This window comes from Streptomyces sp. NPDC045968 (assembly GCF_056430475.1).
In genome coordinates, this window is record NZ_JBWKLF010000009.1 from 367,260 (window position 1) to 385,709 (window position 18,450).

The 18,450-nt window shown below is 71.7% G+C and carries 13 protein-coding genes; 6 read left to right on the forward strand and 7 right to left on the reverse strand.

The features are described 5' to 3' along the window. Positions 1 to 20 precede the first annotated feature (20 nt). The 3 genes from AC07FA_RS26470 to AC07FA_RS26480 all read right to left on the reverse strand — a co-directional run bounded on the left by AC07FA_RS26470 (position 21) and on the right by AC07FA_RS26480 (position 4,348). On the reverse strand, positions 21 to 1,769 hold the full coding sequence (locus AC07FA_RS26470; RefSeq protein WP_479078746.1) for an LCP family protein: 1,749 nt from the start codon (positions 1,767 to 1,769) through the stop codon (positions 21 to 23). Between the two features lie 223 nt (positions 1,770 to 1,992). Continuing rightward, the gene (locus tag AC07FA_RS26475; RefSeq protein WP_479078748.1) at positions 1,993 to 3,420 is read right to left on the reverse strand and encodes an LCP family protein; all 1,428 of its coding nucleotides are present in this window, start codon (positions 3,418 to 3,420) and stop codon (positions 1,993 to 1,995) included. 175 nt (positions 3,421 to 3,595) lie between these two features. Beyond that, complete coding sequence (locus tag AC07FA_RS26480) at positions 3,596 to 4,348, reverse strand: TIGR03089 family protein (protein ID WP_479078749.1); 753 nt, start codon at positions 4,346 to 4,348, stop codon at positions 3,596 to 3,598. 138 nt (positions 4,349 to 4,486) lie between these two features. Between AC07FA_RS26480 and AC07FA_RS26485 the strand changes: the two genes are divergently transcribed. The 3 genes from AC07FA_RS26485 (at position 4,487) to AC07FA_RS26495 (ending at position 8,228) form a co-directional block, all read left to right on the forward strand. Continuing rightward, complete coding sequence (locus AC07FA_RS26485) at positions 4,487 to 5,974, forward strand: peptidoglycan recognition protein family protein (RefSeq protein WP_479078750.1); 1,488 nt, start codon at positions 4,487 to 4,489, stop codon at positions 5,972 to 5,974. A 78-nt stretch (positions 5,975 to 6,052) separates the two neighbouring features. Beyond that, the gene (gene manB / locus AC07FA_RS26490) at positions 6,053 to 7,144 is read left to right on the forward strand and encodes a mannose-1-phosphate guanylyltransferase (protein WP_479078751.1); all 1,092 of its coding nucleotides are present in this window, start codon (positions 6,053 to 6,055) and stop codon (positions 7,142 to 7,144) included. A gap of 73 nt (positions 7,145 to 7,217) precedes the next feature. Beyond that, positions 7,218 to 8,228 (forward strand): DNA-3-methyladenine glycosylase family protein, encoded by a 1,011-nt coding sequence (locus tag AC07FA_RS26495; protein ID WP_479078752.1) that lies wholly within the window; start codon positions 7,218 to 7,220, stop codon positions 8,226 to 8,228. 62 nt (positions 8,229 to 8,290) lie between these two features. On the opposite strand, the gene AC07FA_RS26500 is transcribed toward AC07FA_RS26495, so the two are convergent. From AC07FA_RS26500 to AC07FA_RS26510, 3 genes are read right to left on the reverse strand one after another with little or no spacing between them, the layout of a single operon-like run. After that, entirely contained in the window at positions 8,291 to 9,640 is a 1,350-nt protein-coding gene (locus AC07FA_RS26500; RefSeq protein ID WP_479078754.1) for a coenzyme F420-0:L-glutamate ligase, read from the reverse strand. After that, on the reverse strand, positions 9,637 to 10,593 hold the full coding sequence (gene cofD, locus AC07FA_RS26505) for a 2-phospho-L-lactate transferase (RefSeq protein ID WP_479078756.1): 957 nt from the start codon (positions 10,591 to 10,593) through the stop codon (positions 9,637 to 9,639). Before cofD ends, AC07FA_RS26500 begins: the two co-directional genes overlap by 4 nt. A gap of 13 nt (positions 10,594 to 10,606) precedes the next feature. Continuing rightward, positions 10,607 to 11,107 (reverse strand): cysteine dioxygenase, encoded by a 501-nt coding sequence (locus AC07FA_RS26510; RefSeq protein WP_479078757.1) that lies wholly within the window; start codon positions 11,105 to 11,107, stop codon positions 10,607 to 10,609. Between the two features lie 688 nt (positions 11,108 to 11,795). On the opposite strand from AC07FA_RS26510, the gene AC07FA_RS26515 reads away from it, so the two are divergent. The 3 genes from AC07FA_RS26515 (at position 11,796) to AC07FA_RS26525 (ending at position 17,775) form a co-directional block, all read left to right on the forward strand. Continuing rightward, the gene (locus AC07FA_RS26515) at positions 11,796 to 12,059 is read left to right on the forward strand and encodes a WhiB family transcriptional regulator (protein ID WP_014046372.1); all 264 of its coding nucleotides are present in this window, start codon (positions 11,796 to 11,798) and stop codon (positions 12,057 to 12,059) included. Positions 12,060 to 12,433: 374 nt separating this feature from the next. Further along, a complete protein-coding gene (locus AC07FA_RS26520) occupies positions 12,434 to 16,255 on the forward strand; it encodes a glycosyltransferase family 2 protein (protein ID WP_479078759.1) in 3,822 nt (1,273 codons plus the stop codon). Next, positions 16,252 to 17,775 carry a DUF5719 family protein gene (locus tag AC07FA_RS26525; RefSeq protein WP_479078761.1) on the forward strand — a complete coding sequence of 508 codons (1,524 nt, stop codon included), beginning with the start codon at positions 16,252 to 16,254 and terminating at the stop codon, positions 17,773 to 17,775. The genes AC07FA_RS26520 and AC07FA_RS26525 overlap by 4 nt, the downstream gene beginning before the upstream one ends. A 101-nt stretch (positions 17,776 to 17,876) precedes the next feature. On the opposite strand, the gene AC07FA_RS26530 is transcribed toward AC07FA_RS26525, so the two are convergent. Beyond that, on the reverse strand, positions 17,877 to 18,305 hold the full coding sequence (locus AC07FA_RS26530; protein WP_479078817.1) for a metallopeptidase family protein: 429 nt from the start codon (positions 18,303 to 18,305) through the stop codon (positions 17,877 to 17,879). Between the last annotated feature and the right edge of the window lie 145 nt (positions 18,306 to 18,450).

Below are 18,450 nucleotides of genomic sequence, written 5' to 3' on the forward strand. Positions count from 1 at the left end.
TATGGCGCGCTGACGCAAGGTCACTTGGCGCACTCCGCCTTGTCGGCGCTTGCCCTCTGAATATCGTCCGGCGCCTTTGCCGGCCCGGTGACGGGAATGCCCGCACCCTTGAAGTCGGCCCCCAGGGTGAGCACCATCGCCTGAAGCCCCTCGGCGTCGGTGGTGCCCTGCTTCATCGCCGTGGCGGGCAGCCCCATCAGCTCGGCGAGCTTGCGGGCCTGGTCCGCCTGGTTCGGCGCGTACTCCAGCGTCGTCTTGGTGATCTTCGCCGGGGCGTTCGCCTTGTTCGTGGACTTCAGCACGCCCTGCTCGTTCTGGAGCCAGGTGACGGTGGTGCCCGCCGCGCCCGCGATGTCGCCGCCGTTGAGGACGTCGACGCGCACATCGGCCGCTTCGGCCTGCGGGCCCTTGAGCAGGGCCGCCTGCTTGCTCTTGGCGGCCTGCGCCTTCTGCTTCTCCTGCTTCTTCACCTCGGTCAGCGAGGTGTCGTTGCGCAACATGGCGAACAGCTGCTCGCCCTTCGTCGGGGCCACGACCACGGTCACCGGCTTCGGCTCGGCCGGGTTGTCGATGACGGGCATGGTGACGAAGGTGATGTTCTTGGTGTCGACCTTGCCGAGCACCTTGGCGAGGTCCGTCAGCTTCTTGACCGACCCGATGCCGGAGTCGACCGTGAGGGCCTTGGTCGCCGTGTCCGCGAGCTTGTAGAGCTTCGAGGCGCTGGTGAGGGTGTCGTCCGACTTCATCTGGCGGATCATCGAGCCGATGAACTGCTGCTGGATCTTGATGCGGTCCAGGTCGCCGTGGTTGCCGAAGCTGTGCCGGGTGCGTACGAAGGCGAGTGCCTGCTCGCCCTGGACCCTGGAGACGCCTGCCGGCAGATCGAGGTGGGAGTCGGGGTCCTTGACCGGCTTGGCCAGACAGACCTCGACGCCGCCGACCGCGGTGGAGAGCTCCTTGACGGCGTTGAAGTCCACCATCATGAAGTGGTCCACCGATATACCGGTGATCTCCTTGACCGTACGCATGGTGCAGCCGGGGTCGCGGCCCTCCTGGCCGAGGCTGATGTTGAAGCGGGCGTTCTGCGTGCCCGGAATGACTTTGGTCGACCCGTCCGGCTGTTTCGTCTCGCAGTCCGGGATATCCGTTATGAGGTCACGCGGGATGCTCATCGCCGTGGCGTTGGTGCGGTCCTCGGAGACGTGGAAGAGGATGTTGGTGTCGGCGTGGCCGGTACTGCCCTTGTCGCCGTATCCCTCGTTGCCCTTACCGGTCCGCTTGTCCGTCCCGATGATCAGGATGTTGAGCGGACCGTCGGCGGTGACGCTCTTGCTGCCCGCGTCGCCCACGTCGATCGTGTCGAGGTTCCCGTTGAACTTCTGATAGAGCGCGTACGCACCGGTGGAGCCCGCGACGATCACGAAGGCCATCACCCCGCCCGTCCACAGCAGCGCCTTCTTCTTGCGGGTCTTCGGTGGCTTGCGCTTGCGGCGGCCGACGGGCGCGCCGGCGGTTTCGGGGGCGCGGCCGTTCTCCGCCGAGCGGCGTCCGCGCTGGCGGGGCACCCGTGGCTGCACGTCGGAGCGGCCGGCGGAGCCGTCGCGGGGGTCACCGGCGGGGGAGCCGCTTCTGAGGCCGGCGTCGGAGCCGCCCGCCGGACGCGGTCCGGAGTGGTCCAGTCGCAGTTCGTAGTCACCGGTGTGCGGGTTGAGAACCCACTGGTCTGCGGGGTCGGTTCCGTCCGCCCGCCCACGGCTTTGCGCATCCACGGTTGCTTGGGTCCTCCGTCGGTGCCACGCGAGGCGCCTCCCCCGACTAGGCGCTCGGTCTTTCGCTGAAGCAGTGCGCGACCTGACGGTCGGGAGCACCGGATCGCGTCACACTATCCGGCCACTCAGCCGACGAGCGACGGTCGTGACACATTGCACGCCCCTTACAACCGGGCATACTTCCCATTCCTCGCCGATTGTCATCGGTGGCTTGGGAATTGCTTTACTGCTTGCACAGGTCATCCGCAGCATTCGAGCCCGAAAAGGTCGGTGCGGGGCTCGGCTTCGCGGAGTCCGAATCGTCCGGCTTTCCATCGGATGGTTCGTTCTCGGTGGGGTCGACGTCCGGTGATGCGGACGAGGTGATCTGGTCGGCCGGCACCACCGCGACGGGTGCGTCCTCGCGCAGCTGCTTGAACAGGCGCCCCGCGTCGGGCTCGACGAGCTCGTCGCGATTGCGGTTCGCCCGGTAGGGCTGCCGGGGCACCGTCAGGAACTGCACCTTGTCGGTGGGTACGTTCCGCATTCCGCGCACCAGGTCGTACAGATCCCGGAGCGAGTCGAGCCCCGGGTCGGTGGTCAGCGACTTCGTCGCCGCGTCCAGGACCGGATAGAGACGCGTGGGATTGAGCAGAACGCCATTGCTCTGCATCTTGTTCACCAGAGCGCCCAGGAACTTCTGCTGGCGGTCCATTCGTTCGGTATCGCTGCCGTCACCGATGGATTTACGGGCGCGTACGTATCCGAGCGCCGCCTCACCGTCGAGTTTCTGCCGCCCCGCCGGGAGTTCCAGATGGGCGTCGTCGTCCTTGACGGGCTCCTTCAGGCAGACCTCGACACCGTCCACGGCATTGACCATGTCCTTGAAGCCGTTGAAGTCGACGACCATGTGATGGTCGACGCGGACGCCCGTCATCCGCTCGACGGTACGGATCGTGCAGGCCGTTCCGCCGACCTCGAAGGCCCAGTTGAACTGGGCGAAGCGCTTGCCGGTGGTCTTCTTGTCGGCCGTGTGGCACGTGGGGATGTCCACCATCAGGTCGCGCGGGATGGAGACGGCGGTGGCGCTCCGCCGGTCCGCGGCGAGGTGCAGCAGGATCGTGGTGTCCGAACGCTGGCTGCCGCCGTCGTCGCGGCCGTACTTGCGGTTGTCGCCGGCCCTGCTGTCGGAGCCGATGAGCAGGATGTTCTGGGCATCCACCGCGATCGGCGTGGGCCGCTCCTTCTCGTACGCCTTGAGCTCGGCGGCGGCGCTCGTATCGGTCTTGATGTTCCCGTCGAGCTTCTTGTACAGCCACCAGCCGGTTCCGGCGGCGATCAGCACGAGGAACGAGGCGGCGAGGGCCGTCCACCGGAGCCAGTGGCGCTTGTAACCCGGGGGAAGCCCGTCCTTGGGCCGCTCGGACCAGGTCTGCACGCCACCGCCACCGGCCGCGGCACCCTGACCGTCACCGGCGGCGGCACCGTCACCGGCCTCCGGCTCGGAATCGCTCCCGGACCCGGGCTCACGCGGTCCGTCCTGCGGGGCGGTGGCCCCGGACCCGGCCTGCGCCCCGGCCTGTGCCCCCGCCCGCGGCTCGTCCTCGGCCTGGTGGCCCGGCTGATCCGGGTCGGCCGGCGTGCCAGCACTGTCCGTCACGTCTGCGTCCATCCTTCACGGTCGGCGGCGCGATGGGCCGCCGGTCGCAGGAGTAGACGGCTGAACCTCACGCTTGGTTGTGCGTCTCGGGAGACTGGTCTGTACCGCCGATCATGTACCGCGGTGGGCGCTCAGCCCTGGGGGCTCGGCCCGCCATGGGCCGTACAGGTGAACCTCAGAGCGCTTGTCATACCGCGGTGTTGGTGACGCGCTCGCTCTCGACGCGCTTCGCGAGCCCCTCCTCGTCCAGCTGTCCGAGGTGCCGGCACAACACCACGGACGCCCCGGCCGCCAGCGGCGCGAAGAGTCCGGCGACGAGCCCGTCCCAGGTGTCGTACGTACGTCCCGACAGCAGCCGCGATCCGGACTCCAGTCCCAGCGCCGCGGCGTCCTCACGGGCGCGGGCGACCAGTTGTGCCCCCGTCAGCTCCATACCGCCCACGACCAGCGCGGGCGCGTCCGGGTCCACGGGCGCGTACGGAGCGAAGCGGTCGCCCTGGCTCGGCACTTCCACGGCGTAGTCCGCGAACCCCTCGGGCGGCTGCGGGAAACGGCCGCCCATCGGGCGCAGGGCCAGCGCGACCCGCTCACCGCGGCAGGCACGCGCACGGTCCAGGGTGTCCGGACCGGTGACGACGAGGTCGGCAGACGCCGGGTCGCCCTGGACGTCGGCCACGACGCCGACGGACGAACAGGCGAGCAGCCAGACGGCGGACTGCCAGTGCGCGGGAAGCAACAGGGCGACCCGGTCGCCCGGTTCCGCGGCCAGATCGCCCTGGAGCAGATTGGCGGTCTTCGCCACCCAATTGGCGAAGGTGGCCACCGACAGTTCGACCCGCTCTCCGGTGGCGTCGTCGTAGAAAGTGATCAGGGGGCGGGCCGGGTCCGCGGCGAGCGCGGAACGCAGCAGGTCGGCGGGGGTGCGGTCGCTGGAGTTCATCCGCGCAAGGGTACGCGGCCGAGGTGGCCGGGAAGGGTGAGCGGGGCGCCCGCGTACACCGGTTCGGCAGACGGCGCGTCAGGAGCCCTCGCACATCCCGGTGGCCGGAGTTGTCCCTCTATGCCAAGGATCATGTGTATGCGTGCTCTTCTTGCAACCTCCATCGGCGTCAGCTGCGCGGCGGCACTCACCCTGCCGCTCGCCGCGCCTGCTCCCGCCGCGCCCGTCCCTGCCTCAGCGACACGGGCCGTCCCCGCACCCCTCCCCGTACCCGACCCCGTATCCGCCGCCGAGTCCACCGACTCCGCCCGGACGACGGCGCCGGCCGACCCCTCAGCGGCCGAACTCCCGGGCTCGACCCGGTCCCTGCCCCTGTCGCCGCTCCCTCCCGCGACCGGCCGGGCCACCGGTACGCCCACCGGTCCCGCCGCCCCCGCCGGACAAGGGCTGCGGCAGCGGGACGTCCGCCCGTTCTCGCTCGTCGGCGTGGTCTGGGACGACGCCGAGGCCGAACTCCACGGCACCGTCCAGATCCGCACCCGCGCCACCGGCGCCACCCGCTGGTCCGCCTGGCAGGACGTCGAGACCCACAACGCCGAACACGCCGCCGACCCCGGCACCGCCGAGCGCGAGTCGGGCACGGTCCGAGGCTCGACGGCACCGCTCTGGGTCGGTGAGTCCGACGGCGTCGAGGTCCGCGTACAGCCCGGGGCCGCCGACCCGCACGACCGGGCAGCCACCCCGCAGGCACTCCCCAAGGGGTTGCGCCTGGAACTCGTCGACCCGGGCGAGGCCGCGCCGCAGCCTCCCGCCGCAGGCACCCCGGGCGCCGCCCGCGCCACCACACCCGCAGCCGTCACACCGCTCTCCGTCGAGGCCGCCGCCGCGCCCCTCACCGTGGAGTCCGCCGCCGCGTCGGCCGTCAACGCCGACCTCGCCCCCCTGGGCGCCTCCGTGATCCCCGCCCTGAGCAAGGCCGAGTCGGAGGAACAGGCCGGAGTCGCGGCAGGCGCCAAGCCGTATGTGGGCCCGCGCCCGCGCATCATCACGCGTAAGGGATGGGGCGCGGACGAGAAGCTCCGTGAGCGCCAGTTCGCCTACACCACGCGGGTCAAGGCCGCCTTCGTGCACCACACCGCGACGGGCAACAACTACAGCTGCTCGCAGGCGCCTTCCGTCCTCCGCGGCATCTACCGCTACCACGTCGTGAGCAGCGGCTGGCGCGACCTCGGCTACAACTTCGCCATCGACAAGTGCGGAAACATCTACGAGGGCCGCGCGGGCGGCGTCTCGAAAGCCGTCCTGGGGGCGCACACGCTCGGCTTCAACAGCAACAGCATGGGCATCGCGGTCCTCGGCACCTTCAGCTCCTCGAACCCGCGCGCGGCCTCGGTGAAGGCGGTCTCCAAGCTGACCGCCTGGAAGCTCGGCCTGTTCGGCGCCAATCCGAAGGGCAAGACCACGCTCGTGTCGGGCGGAGGCAACCGGTTCAGGAAGGGAACGAAGGTCAGCCTCAACGTCATCTCAGGACATCGGGACGGTTTCGCAACCGAATGCCCCGGAGGACGTCTTTACAAGAAGCTCGGCACCGCCCGGGCCGGCTCGGCCCTCCTGCAGGGCCGCTGACCGGGGGGCCGGTCCCGGTCTGCATACACTGGCCAGCCGAAACGAGGCCCGGCCCCAGCAGGAAGCAGAGACAGTGCTGTGACAGAGGCAAAAGAAGCGATCCTCCTGGTCGGCGGCAAGGGCACCAGGCTGCGTCCGCTCACGGTGCACACCCCGAAACCGATGGTGCCGGCGGCGGGCGTCCCCTTCCTCACCCATCAGCTGGCACGCGCCAGGGCGGCGGGGGTCGAGCACATCGTGCTCGCCACGTCGTACCTGGCGGAGGTGTTCGAACCGTACTTCGGCGACGGTTCCTCGCTCGGCCTCTCCATCGAGTACGTCACCGAGCGCGAACCGCTCGGTACCGGGGGCGCCATCCGCAATGTCGCCTCCCGGCTCGCCTCAGGACCGGACGAACCGGTCCTCATCTTCAACGGCGACATCCTCACCGGCCTCGACATCCGCGCGCTGGTCGGCTCGCACGCCACGTCAGGGGCGGACGTCTCCCTGCACCTCACGCGGGTGGAGGACCCGCGCGCCTTCGGCCTCGTCCCGACGGACGGCACGGGCAGGGTCACCGCCTTCCTGGAGAAACCGCAGACGCCCGAGGAGATAGTCACCGACCAGATCAACGCGGGGGCGTACATCTTCCGCAGAGCGGTCATCGACACCATCCCGGCCGACCGCCCCGTCTCCGTGGAACGCGAGACCTTCCCCGGCCTCCTGGCCGAGGGCGCCCATCTCCAGGGCATGGTCGACTCCACGTACTGGCTCGACCTCGGGACCCCGCAGGCCTTCGTACGCGGCTCCGCCGACCTGGTCCTCGGCCGCGCCCCCTCCCCGGCGGTCCCCGGCCGCTGCGGCGACCGCCTGGTCCTGCCCACCGCGTCCGTCGCCCCCGACGCCAAGCTCACCGGAGGTACGGTCATCGGCGACCGCGCGGTGATCGGCGAAGGCGCCCGGATCGACGGGTCCACGGTGCTGGCCGACGCGGTCGTCGAACCCCACGCGGTGATCACCGACTCCCTGATCGGAGAGGGCGCGCGCATCGGCAGCCGTACGGTGCTGGCAGGCGCGGTCATCGGCGACGGGGCCCGCGTCGGCGCCGACAACGAACTGCGCGACGGAGTCCGCGTCTGGTGCGGCGCCACCCTCCCGGACGCCGCGGTCCGCTTCTCCTCCGACCAGTGAACGACCGGCGCCGGCCGCGGGCCGACCGGCCTTACCCTCGATAGGCACCCACCGACTTTCGAGGACCTCACCCGTGGCAGGACGTTTCGCACCCCGCACGCACCGAGCGGCGCTTCCGCACCAGGCGACGCCGTCGGCCGCGGACGCCCCGGTGGTGTCGGAGGCCGTCACCCGGGACTGGACCCCGCCGGGCCCGCTGGACCTGCGGCTCGTCCTCGGCCCGCTGCGCCGTGGCCCGGCCGACCCCACCTTCCGGGCGCTCCCCGACGGGTCGTTCTGGCGGGCCACCCGCACCCCGGCAGGGCCGGGCACGCTCCGCCTCACCGCCCGCGACGGCCGCGTCGAGGCCTCGGCCTGGGGCCCCGGCGCGCAGTGGCTCCTGGACCAGCTTCCGGTGCTGCTCGGCGAGACCGACGACCCGGACGCCTTCCGTCCGCGCCACCGCCTGCTCGCCGTGTCCCGGCACCGCCGCCCCGGCCTGCGTCTGCTGCGCACCGGCCTGGTCCTGGAATCGCTGATCCCCTCGATCCTGGAACAGAAGGTCACCACCGACGAGGCGTACCGCGCCTGGCGCCTCCTGGTGCGCACCTACGGCACCCCGGCCCCCGGCCCCGCGGGCCCCCGCTTCGGCGCGCTCCAGCTGTACGTGATGCCCGATGCCCGGACCTGGTCCCTGATCCCGTCCTGGGAGTGGCACCGCGCGGGAGTCGACGCCAAACGCTCGGCGACGGTCCTGCGCGCCGTCCGGGTGGCGCGCCGTCTGGAGGAGGCGGCCACCATGCCCCTGCCCGAGGCCGCCGCCCGCCTGGAGCTGATCCCCGGCATCGGGCCCTGGACCTCGGCCGAGACCCTCCAGCGCTCGAACGGAGCCTCCGACGCGGTCTCGGTCGGCGACTTCCACCTCCCGGGCATCGTCGGCTACGCCCTGGCGGGCAACAGGGACGCCGACGACGAAGAGATGCTGGACCTGCTCAGCCCGTACGCGGGCCAACGCCACCGGGCAGCGCGACTGATCCTGCTCTCGGGCCACATCCCGCCCCGAAGAGCCCCCCGCATGACCAGAGGCGACATCGCCCACCTCTGAAGCGCCCTACCGAGCCCGTTTTCAAGCCCGCCGCGCCCTTCCTCAAGCCCGCCCCGCCCCCCTCACCGCACAGCCACGAACCCCTCCACCGCCCGAACCCCCCGCTCGGCCGGCGCAGCCCCCGCATGGCCCACGGCCACCGCGCCCAGCGGGTCCCACGAGGCCGGCAGGTCCAGCACCTCCCGCACCACGTCACGGCAGAACATCGTCGAGGACACCCACGCCGAGCCGAGCCGCTCGCCCGCCAGCGCGACCAGGAAGTTCTGGACCCCCGCACCCGCCGCGACCACGAACATCTCGCGCTCCGCCGTGTCCCGCCGCACATCCCCGTACGTGTGCGAGCCGTCCATCACCAGACACGGCACCGCCAGATACGGCGCCCGGCGCAGCACATCGCCCCGCCGCACCCGCCGCTCGATCGACTCCTCGCTCCTGCCGTCACGCCGGAGATCGGCGACCCAGGCATCCCGCATCGCGTCCAGCAGCCGGGTCCGCGACTCCGCCGACTCCAGCAGGACGAAGCGCCACGGCGTCGTGTGGTGCGGCGCGGGAGCCGTCAGCGCCGCGGCCACCGCCCGCCGGACCGCCCCCGGGTCCACCGGCTCGTCCGTGAACTCCCGCACCGTGCGCCGCAGGGACACCGCTTCGCGTACCGCCTCGGACGTCCCGAGCCGGAACATGTCATCGGCCGCGCTCCGCACGATCTCGCGAGCACCGACGTCACCGGCGGCACCCCCGGCGGGACCGACGGCACCCTCCCCGCCCGCCACCACATGGGACAGCCCCCGCACCACCGCGACCGGCAGCCCCTCCGCCTTGCCCTTCACCAGGTCACCGGCCGAAGCCAGCTCGTCCGCGGTGGCGACGACCGTCGCGCTCAAGGGGTTGCCGAACACGTCGGTGCCGCCGCGCAGATCGTCCAGGACCCGGACCCCCGCCGCCCCGATCGCGACATCCGTCAGACCGTTGCGCCAGGGCCGCCCGAAGGTGTCCGTGACGATCACCCCGACCGACACCCCGAGCGTGTCCCGCAGCCCGTCCCGGATCAGCCGGGCGGAGGCGTCGGGGTCCTCGGGGAGCAGCAGCACCGTCCCAGCAGGCGTGTTCGACGCGTCGACCCCGGCCGCGGCCATGATCAGCCCCTGCCGGTTCTCCACGATCCGCAGCGTCCCGCGCCGCGCGACCACCCGCACCGTCTCGGCGTCGATCGCCGCCTCCCGGTCGGAGGCCCGCACGATCCGCCCCTCCGCCTTGGAGACGATCTTGGAGGTGACGAGCAGGACGTCCCCGTCCACGAGCCCCGGCTCGGCGCCCGCGATCAGCTTCGCGAGGTCGTCCCCGGCCCGCACCTCAGGAATCCCCGGCAGCGCCCACACGCGGTACGACGGCGCCTCGGCAGGAGCGTCGCTCACGCCCGGACCTCCTCGGCCAGCGCCAGCGCCTGCCGCGCCATCTCGGCCGTCGCGTCCACGTCCGTCATCATCAGCGGCACGGCGCGGCAGCGGATGCCCGCCGCCTCCACCTCGTCGACCGCACCGGCGTCCACCGTGTCGACGAGCCAGCCGTCGAGCAGTCCGGAACCGTAGTGCTGAGCCACCGCGGCGGCCGTCGTCTCGACGCCCACGGCGGCCAGCACCTTGTCGGCCATGCCCCGCACCGGCGCGTCCCCGACGATGGGGGAGAGCCCGACGACCGGCACCCCGGCCTCGGCGATCGCTTCCCGGATTCCCGGCACGGCCAGAATCGTCCCCACCGAGACCACCGGGTTCGACGGCGGGAAGACGATGACATCGGCCTCCGCGATCGCTTTCAGCACACCCGGCGCCGGCTTGGCCTGCTCCGCGCCGACCGGCACGATCGCCTGCGCGTCGACCGACGCGCGCAGCTTCACCCAGTACTCCTGGAAGTGAATGGCCCTGCTCTCGCCGTCGACATCGACCGCCACATGCGTCTCGACCCGGTCGTCGGACATCGGCAGCAGCCGGACCCCCGGCTTCCAGCGCGCACAGAGCGCCTCGGTCACCGCGCTCAGCGGATAACCCGCGCCGAGCATCTGCGTACGGACGATGTGGGTCGCGAAGTCACGGTCGCCGAGCCCGAACCACTCGGGCCCCACGCCGTACGCCGCGAGTTCCTCCTTGACGTGGAAGCTCTCGTCGGTACGCCCCCAGCCCTGCTCCTCGTTGATGCCACCGCCGAGGGTGTACATCACGGTGTCCAGGTCGGGGCAGACCTTCAGTCCGAACAGATGGATGTCGTCGCCGGTGTTGCCGATCACCGTGATGTCCGCGTCGGGCGCGGCCTGCTTGAGGCCACGCAGAAAACGAGCACCACCGATACCGCCGGCCAGAACCACAATGCGCATGCACAGCAGTTTGTCAGGCGGGTACGACATCCACGGCGGCCGGGGCGCACTGTGCGGCGTGCATCGGCATGTCGGTCAGGCCGGGGAAGTAGATGTGCAGGCTGACGGCCGGTTCGAGCGAGTCGTTGACGACCTCGTGGACGTAACCCGGCGCGAAGACGCGCTGTGCTCCGGCGTCCAGGGCCTGTGCCCCGCGGCGCGTGTGCTCGGTCAACTGTCCGTCCAGGACGGTCAGTACGCCGGACGACAGGCCGTGGTCGTGACGCCCGCTGCCCTGGCCGGGCACCCAGCTGAGCAGCCAGACCTCGTAGCCGGGGCCGACCCGGAGGCGGTGGTACCAGCGGCTCGCGGTGTCGTACTGGACGAGGGGCGCCCACTGGGCGCGGTCGGCCGCGATGGAACGGGCCAGGCCGACGAACTCGGCCACGGTGGAGGGGTGCTCGCGGGCGGGCTGCAGGAGGTGCTGGACCTCAAGGATGTCGCCGGCGATCTGAAGGTCGCTGTCGCTGTTCATGGGGTGCGGTGGTTCCTCGGCGTGGGGTGGCACGTGCGGGGGGCGTCGCGTGGGGAAGGGTCGCGGGGCAAACGAGTCGCGGGAGCGAAGAGTCGCGCGAATTTCGAGAGCTGGATCAGAGCTGGAGCACTAGGGCATCAACAGCTGTGACAGCTGGAACAGCAACAGCGGGCCTGGACAGCGCTGCGGAACCCACGGACGTGGGTTGCGTACATCGCTGCGGTCGCTGGCATGCAGTCAAGGAGACCGGCTGTCCGCACCTCTGTCAACCCAATGCCCGATTTGGCGGCAATGTTTCACCTCATCCGGTTGCGTCGTCCGGAGAAAGGTTTGTGCAGCGGCCTCAGCGGAGATGTGGCGCATCAACCGCACCGGTAAACGCCGTTGGGGTTCCGTGACCCGAATGTGATCTTGGTCGCTTCGGTGATCGAATCGCAACAATGCGGGGTACCCGGTCGTCTCACACGGTGAGAACGGGGTGATGTGCCAGGCGCATGGCATATGTCAGGTTTTTGACGATTTGAACACTTTCCGCATACGCTTGGTTCCGCCGAGTGAATCCCGGGGCCAATACCAGATCTTCGCTTGACTGGCCTGGAGCTACACACTTGTAATTTCACTCGTGTCGTTCGGCCGCAACCAGTAACGGCCGCACCACGGGGACGCAAGAGACAGACGAGGGGCGCACATGACCGAGCTGTTCCAGCAACTGCTGGTCGAGGACGCGGATGAGGAACTCGGCTGGCAGGAGCGCGCACTGTGCGCCCAGACCGATCCCGAGTCCTTCTTTCCGGAGAAGGGCGGATCCACCCGCGAGGCCAAGAAGGTCTGTCTCGCTTGTGAGGTCCGCTCCGAATGCCTTGAGTACGCGCTTGCCAATGACGAGCGGTTCGGTATCTGGGGCGGGCTCTCCGAGCGTGAGCGGCGGCGCCTCAAGAAGGCCGCCATCTGAGACGCCGTACAGCCACAGAGCCGTACAGCCTCGGCGCCGTACAGCCGAGGCGTCGTGAGACCGGCGACGGTCCGTCCGGGAGTTGACCACTCGTCGGCCGCGGCCGCCGGAGCGGGACCAGGCCGATGGCCCGTGGTCCGGACCCTGCCCCGCAGGGTCCGGACCACGGGCCATCGCCCTGTCCGCACCCGCCCGGCCGCCCCCGGGAACGGTGCCCCGGCCCTCGTTCAACCGCTCGGCGCTGCCCCGGTTGTCCGTACCGTTAGTGTGGGGCCCCGTCCGAGACGCGCCAACGCCCCGCCGGGGCGCGCGTGTACACCGATGCAGCCCCCGGGGTGACGCCCCCCGGACCCGGCCGGAGGGCCCGTACCTCGATGTCCGTGCACAGCCACTCGGCGGCGCCGAACCCGGCCGCCGCCGCCCCAGAGTTCCCCCGGCACGTCGTCACCGCCGTGCTCGTCTCCCACGACGGCGCACGCTGGCTGCCCGATGTGCTCGCCGGGCTGCTCGGGCAGGAGCGCCCCGTACAGAACGTCGTGGCAGCCGACACCGGCAGCGCCGACGACTCCGCCCGGCTGGCCGGTGAGGCCCTGGGCGACGAGCGGGTCCTGCATCTCGCACGCCGTACGAGCTTCGGCACCGCCGTCGACGAGGCGGTCCGTACGGCCGGTGTCCTCACTCCCGAAGAGCTGCCGTACCTGAAGCGTCCCAGCGGCTGGGACCCGGTCACCCGGTCATGGCGCGACGACGCGTACGACATGCCCGAGCTCCCGCACGGCGAACCGGTCCAGTGGCTGTGGCTGCTGCACGACGACTCCGCACCCGAGCCCGACGCGCTCGCCGAGATGCTCCGCATCGTCGACGGCGACCGTCACGCCGCGATCGTCGGACCCAAACTGCGCGGCTGGTACGACCGCAAGCAGCTGCTCGAAGTCGGCGTCTCCATCGCCAACAGCGGACGCCGCTGGACCGGCCTCGACCGCCGCGAGCAGGACCAGGGCCAGCACGACCAGGTCCGCACCGTGCTCTCCGTCTCCTCCGCCGGGATGCTGATCCGCCGTGACGTCTGGGAGGAGCTCGGCGGGTTCGACCGCAGGCTCCCGCTCATGCGTGACGACGTGGACCTCTGCTGGCGCGCGCACAGGGCGGGCCACCGGGTGCTCATCGCCCCAGACGCGATCCTGCGCCATGCCGAGGCATCCGCGCGGGAACGCCGCCCCATCGACTGCGCGGGGCGCTCCGTCTCCAGCCCCCACCGCGTCGACAAGGCGGGCGCCGTCTACACGATGCTCGTCAACGCCCATGGCAGAGCCCTGCCGTGGGTCCTGCTCCGCCTGGTGGTCGGCACCCTGCTCCGTACGCTCGCCTACCTGGTCGGGAAGGTTCCCGGACAGGCCGTCGACGAGGTCACCGGACTCCTCGGGACCCTGCTGCGGCCCGGCAGGATCATCGCGGGCCGGCGCGGACGCGGTAAAGCCGTGGTCGAGGCGGGCGAACTGCGCTCCCTCTTCCCGCCGCCCGGCGCCACCGTCCGCGCCACCGTCGAGCAGGTCGCGGGCAACTTCGGCGGCGGGTCCGAAGCCGAGGCCGGAGGCTCCAGGCACGGCGCCGTCGAGTCCGGCCCCGGCGGTGACGACGCCGACTTCCTGGAGATCGAGCAGTTCGCCCGGCTGAAGCGGATCGCACGCAAGCCCGGCCCCGTCCTCTTCGCCCTCCTGCTGCTCGTCTCCCTCATCGCCTGCCGGGGGCTCCTCGGCAGCGGCGCGCTCGCCGGCGGCGCACTGCTGCCCGCGCCCGGGGACGTCTCCGAACTCTGGGGGCGGTACGCGGACGCGTGGCATCCGATCGGCACCGGCGGCACCCAGACGGCACCGCCCTACCTCGCCGTGATCGCCGCCGTGTCGGCCCTGTTCCTCGGCTCCACCGGATTCGCGCTCACCCTGTTGCTGGTCTGCTCGGTTCCGCTCGCCGGCCTCACCGCGTACTTCGTCTCCCGGCCGCTGATCGAATCACGTCTGCTGCGGGCCTGGGCGAGCGTCGCGTACGCCTTCCTGCCCGCCGCGACCGGCGCACTGGCCACCGGCCGCCTCGGCACCGCCGTCCTGGCCGTCCTGCTCCCGCTGATCGCCCGCGCCGCCGTATCGGCCCACGGGCTGCGGGGCGCACCGGGCCCCGGCGCGGCTCGCGGCAGCTGGCGCGCCACCTGGGCGTACACCCTGCTGCTCACCTTCGCGATGGCCTTCACGCCCATCGTCTGGCCGCTCGCCGTGACCTTCGGCATCGGTGTGCTGGTGCTGCGCAGGGGCGACATCACCGCGTACGGCCTCCGCTTCCTGGCCGCTGTCGGCACCCCGCTGCTCGTCCTGGCCCCTTGGTCCCTGACCCTGCTGACCAGCCCGGCGAGCTTCCTCAAGGAGGCGGGCCTCGACCTCGGTGCGGGCACCGCCTCCGCCATCGACCTCCTCGGGATCAGCCCCGGCGGCCCGAAGGCGGCGGGTGGCTTCCTCCTGCTGGGCATCGTGCTGGCCGCCCTCGCGGCGCTGCTGCGCGGCGAGCGGCAGTTCGCGATCCGTACCTCCTGGGCCGTCGCGCTCGTCGCGCTCCTCTTCGCGGGCATCGCCAACGGCTCCACGTGGGCCGGCCCCGCCACCCTCGTCTACGGCATCGCCCTGATCGCGGCCGCCCTGCTCGGCGCGGACGGCGCCCGGGTCCGGGTCGCCGAGCTCAGCTTCGGCTGGCGTCAGCCCGTCGCCGCCCTGATCGCGCTCGCCGCGCTGGCGGCTCCGGTCCTCGCCGCGTTCGCCTGGATGGCCGGCGGCGCGACCGGTCCGCTGGAGCGCCGGGACCCGGTGCAGGTACCGGAGTTCGTCGCGGAGGAGAGCGTCACCCGCGACCAGCCCCGCACCCTCGTCCTCGGCGGTACCTCGCCGGCCTCGGTCTCGTACACCGTGGTCCGCGGCTCCGGCGCCCGCCTCGGGGACGCCGAACTGACCGAGTCGGGCGGCAGCAACACCCACCTCGACAAGGTCGTCGCCAACCTCGTCGCCGGCTCCGGCGCCGACCAGGGCCGCCAGCTGAGTGGCTTCGCCATCCGCTACGTCCTCGTACGGGACGGGGCGCCGCGCGGAATGAGCCGGGTGCTCGACTCGACGCCCGGCCTGAGCAGGCTCAGCCAGCTGGACGGCAGCGCCCTGTGGTGGGTCGACCGCCAGGTGGCCCGGGTCATGATCGTGCCCCCGACGAGCGGGAGCGGCCCGGACAGCGAGTGGCTGCCGGTCGCCTCGCTCCCCGTCGAGGCGCACACCAAGATCCCCTCGGGCGGCTCCGGCCGTGTGCTGCGGATCGCCGACGCGGCCGACCCGGGCTGGCAGGCCACGCTCAACGGGAAGGCCCTGACGGGCAAGACCGTCGACGGCTGGGCCCAGGGCTTCGAGCTGCCCGCCGAGGGCGGCACGCTGGACCTCACGTACGACGCCCCGGTCACGCACACCGCCTGGATCTGGGCGCAGGCCCTGCTCGCCGTCTTCCTGCTGGTGATGGCCCTGCCGGGCCGGCGGCGCGAGATCGACGACGACCTGCCCGAGGAGGCCGTCGCCGTGCCGCTCGAACCGGTCGCGGGCGAGGGCCGCCGGGCACGCAGGCTCCGCGCCGCAGCCCAGGCGGAGGCCGAGGACGGCCAGGAGGACGGCCCGCTCGCTCCGGAACCGATGGCGGCTGCCGAGGAGTACATCCCGGCGCAGCAGTCCGCCGACCCGTACGCGGCGGCCCCGGACGGGCAGGACGCCTTCGCCCAGCAGGGCGACACCGGTACGTACGGGGCGGTGCCCCAGCAGCAGTACGCCGAGTGGGACGCGCAGCAGTATCAGAGCGCCGACTACCAGCAGTACCAGGGCGAGCAGTACCAGGAGCACTACCAGGGCGGCGAACAGCCGCAGTCCGGCCGGTACGGCGGCGAGCAGTACCAGGCCGCCGAGCAGTACCGGACCGACCCGTACCAGCAGAACGCCGCCTACGACCCGTACGGCTACGCACAGCAGCAGCCCTACGCCACGGGTACGGGCGAAGCCACCCCGTACGACAACCAGGGGCACTACCAGCAGCCGCACGCCCCCCAGAACGACGAGCACGACGAAAGCACCGCCCCGGGCGAGGGCCCGTGGCATCCCGGTAACGCATCGCGAGGCGAGTCCGAGTGAAGTCCACCCCCCTTTCCCTCATCGCGGGCGTCGTCGCCCTCGCCGCCGTCACCGGGTTCGCCGCGCTCAACGCGCCCGGCGACGCGGTCACCACGGAGGCGAAGGCCTCACCGTCCCGGCTGCCCGTCGAACGATCGAGCCTGGTCTGCCCGGCGCCCAGCAGCTCCGACCTGGCGGCCACCACGTACACGTCCTTCACCCCGGCGGGCAAGAGCGACGGCGAGGCCGGCGGCGCCGAGCTGAAGCCCGCCACCGCCCTCACCTCGGACGAGGCGACGGAACCGGACCCGAAGAAGGACAAGAAGGCCGCGGCGAAGGCCGACAAGCCGGTCATCGCGCTCAAGGAGCCCGGCCGGCCGGTCGGCGCCGAGACCTCGAAGTCCGACGCCCCTGCGCTGGTCGGCACCGCCACCGGCCGCCTGGCACCCGGCTGGACCGCACAGCAGACCACCGAGGTCACCGCGGGAGCCGCCCGCGGCCTTCTCGGGGCCGCCTGCACCGGGCCCGACACGGACTTCTGGTTCCCGGGCGCGAGCACGTCGAAGGCGCGCCAGGACTACGTCCACCTCACCAACCCCGACGACGCCGCTGCCGTCGCCGACATCGAGCTGTACGGCCCTGAAGGCCCTCTCCAGTCCGATGTGGGCGAGGGCATCACCGTCCCGGCGCACTCCAGCGTCCCGCTGCTGATCTCCACCCTGACCAGTGAGGCGGTCGAGGACGTCGCCATCCACGTCACCACGCGCTCCGGCCGGATCGGGGCCCTCGTCCGAGCCGCGGACGACACGGCGGGCAGCGACTGGCTGGCGTCGTCCGTCGACCCCACGGGCACCGTCGTGCTGCCCGGTATCCCGTCGGACGCCACCTCCGTACAGCTGGTGGCCTTCGCGCCTGGCGAGGACGACGCCGATGTGAAGGTGCAGCTGATGGGGAAGACCGCGACGTTCTCCCCGGCGGGGAACGACACCCTGCACATCAAGTCGAACATGACCGCGAGCATCGACCTGCGGGATGTCACCAAGGGCGAACCGGGCTCGCTGCGGCTGACGCCCGTCGATGCCAGACGCGCCACCCCGATCGTCGCCGCGCTGCGTGTGGTCCGCGGCACCGGCGCCAAGCGGGAGGTCGCCTTCATCCCGGCGACCGGACCCGTGGGTGCCTGCGCGAGCGTGGCCGACAACAGGGCCAAGGGGTCGACCCTCTCCCTTGCCGCCCCCGGCGCCACGGCCGAGGTCAAGGTCACCGCGTCGGCGGGCAGCGAGGGCGGCGAACAGGTCGTCAAGACGTACACGGTCAAGGGCGGCACCACCCTGGCGGTCACCCCGCCGGTGCCGTCCGGCCTCAAGGGCACCTACGCGCTGACGGTCGAGACGGAGTCCGGCGGCCCGGTCCACGCGGCCCGCATGCTCGCGCTCCCGGACGACGGCATCGAGATGTTCACGGTGCAGACGCTGGCCGACGACGGGGGCACGGTCGAGGTCCCCACGGCGCGGCAGGACCTCTCACTCCTGGACGACTGATCCGAGGACGTCGACGACGGGCCCTGGGTGTGTCCGCGCCCAGGGCCCGGGGCGTGTCCCCGCCCGGCACCCGGGGCGTGCCCCCGCCGGACACTCACTCCCTAGTCCTGCCCGTACCTCGGATCGACCGACTCCGGTGCCAGCCCGAGGAGCTCCGCGACCTGCTCGACCACGATCTCGTGGACCAGCAGCGCACGTTCGTCGCGGCTCTTGGTGCGGATCTCGACAGGGCGCCGGTAGACGACGACCTGCGCCGGCCGCCCCTTCTCGGCGGAGACCGCACGTCCCAGCGGCACGGTGTCACCGAGCGTTCCCGGTACGTCCAGGACCTGGAAGTCGACATCCGCCAGCTGCGGCCAGCGCCGCTCCAGCCGCTCCACCGAGTCCTGCACGAGATCGCGGAACGTCTCACTCCTGCTGGACGACAGCGGCACCTGGGGCGGCGCCACGGGCCCGCGCATGCCGCGCCCGTGGCGGTCGCGGCGGCGGGGACGGGGCTCGGTCGGGTGGGGAGGTACAGGACTGTCCATCACCGACGCAGCGTAACTCTCCGCGCGGCGAGCCGATCGCGGCTCGTGACCAGGCCCTCCGTGTGTCCATTTCTGAACATTCAGGCCAAGGTGAGTCCGGATCAGGCCCCGACTCCGACAGCCGATCCCGCGCCAAATGACAGCT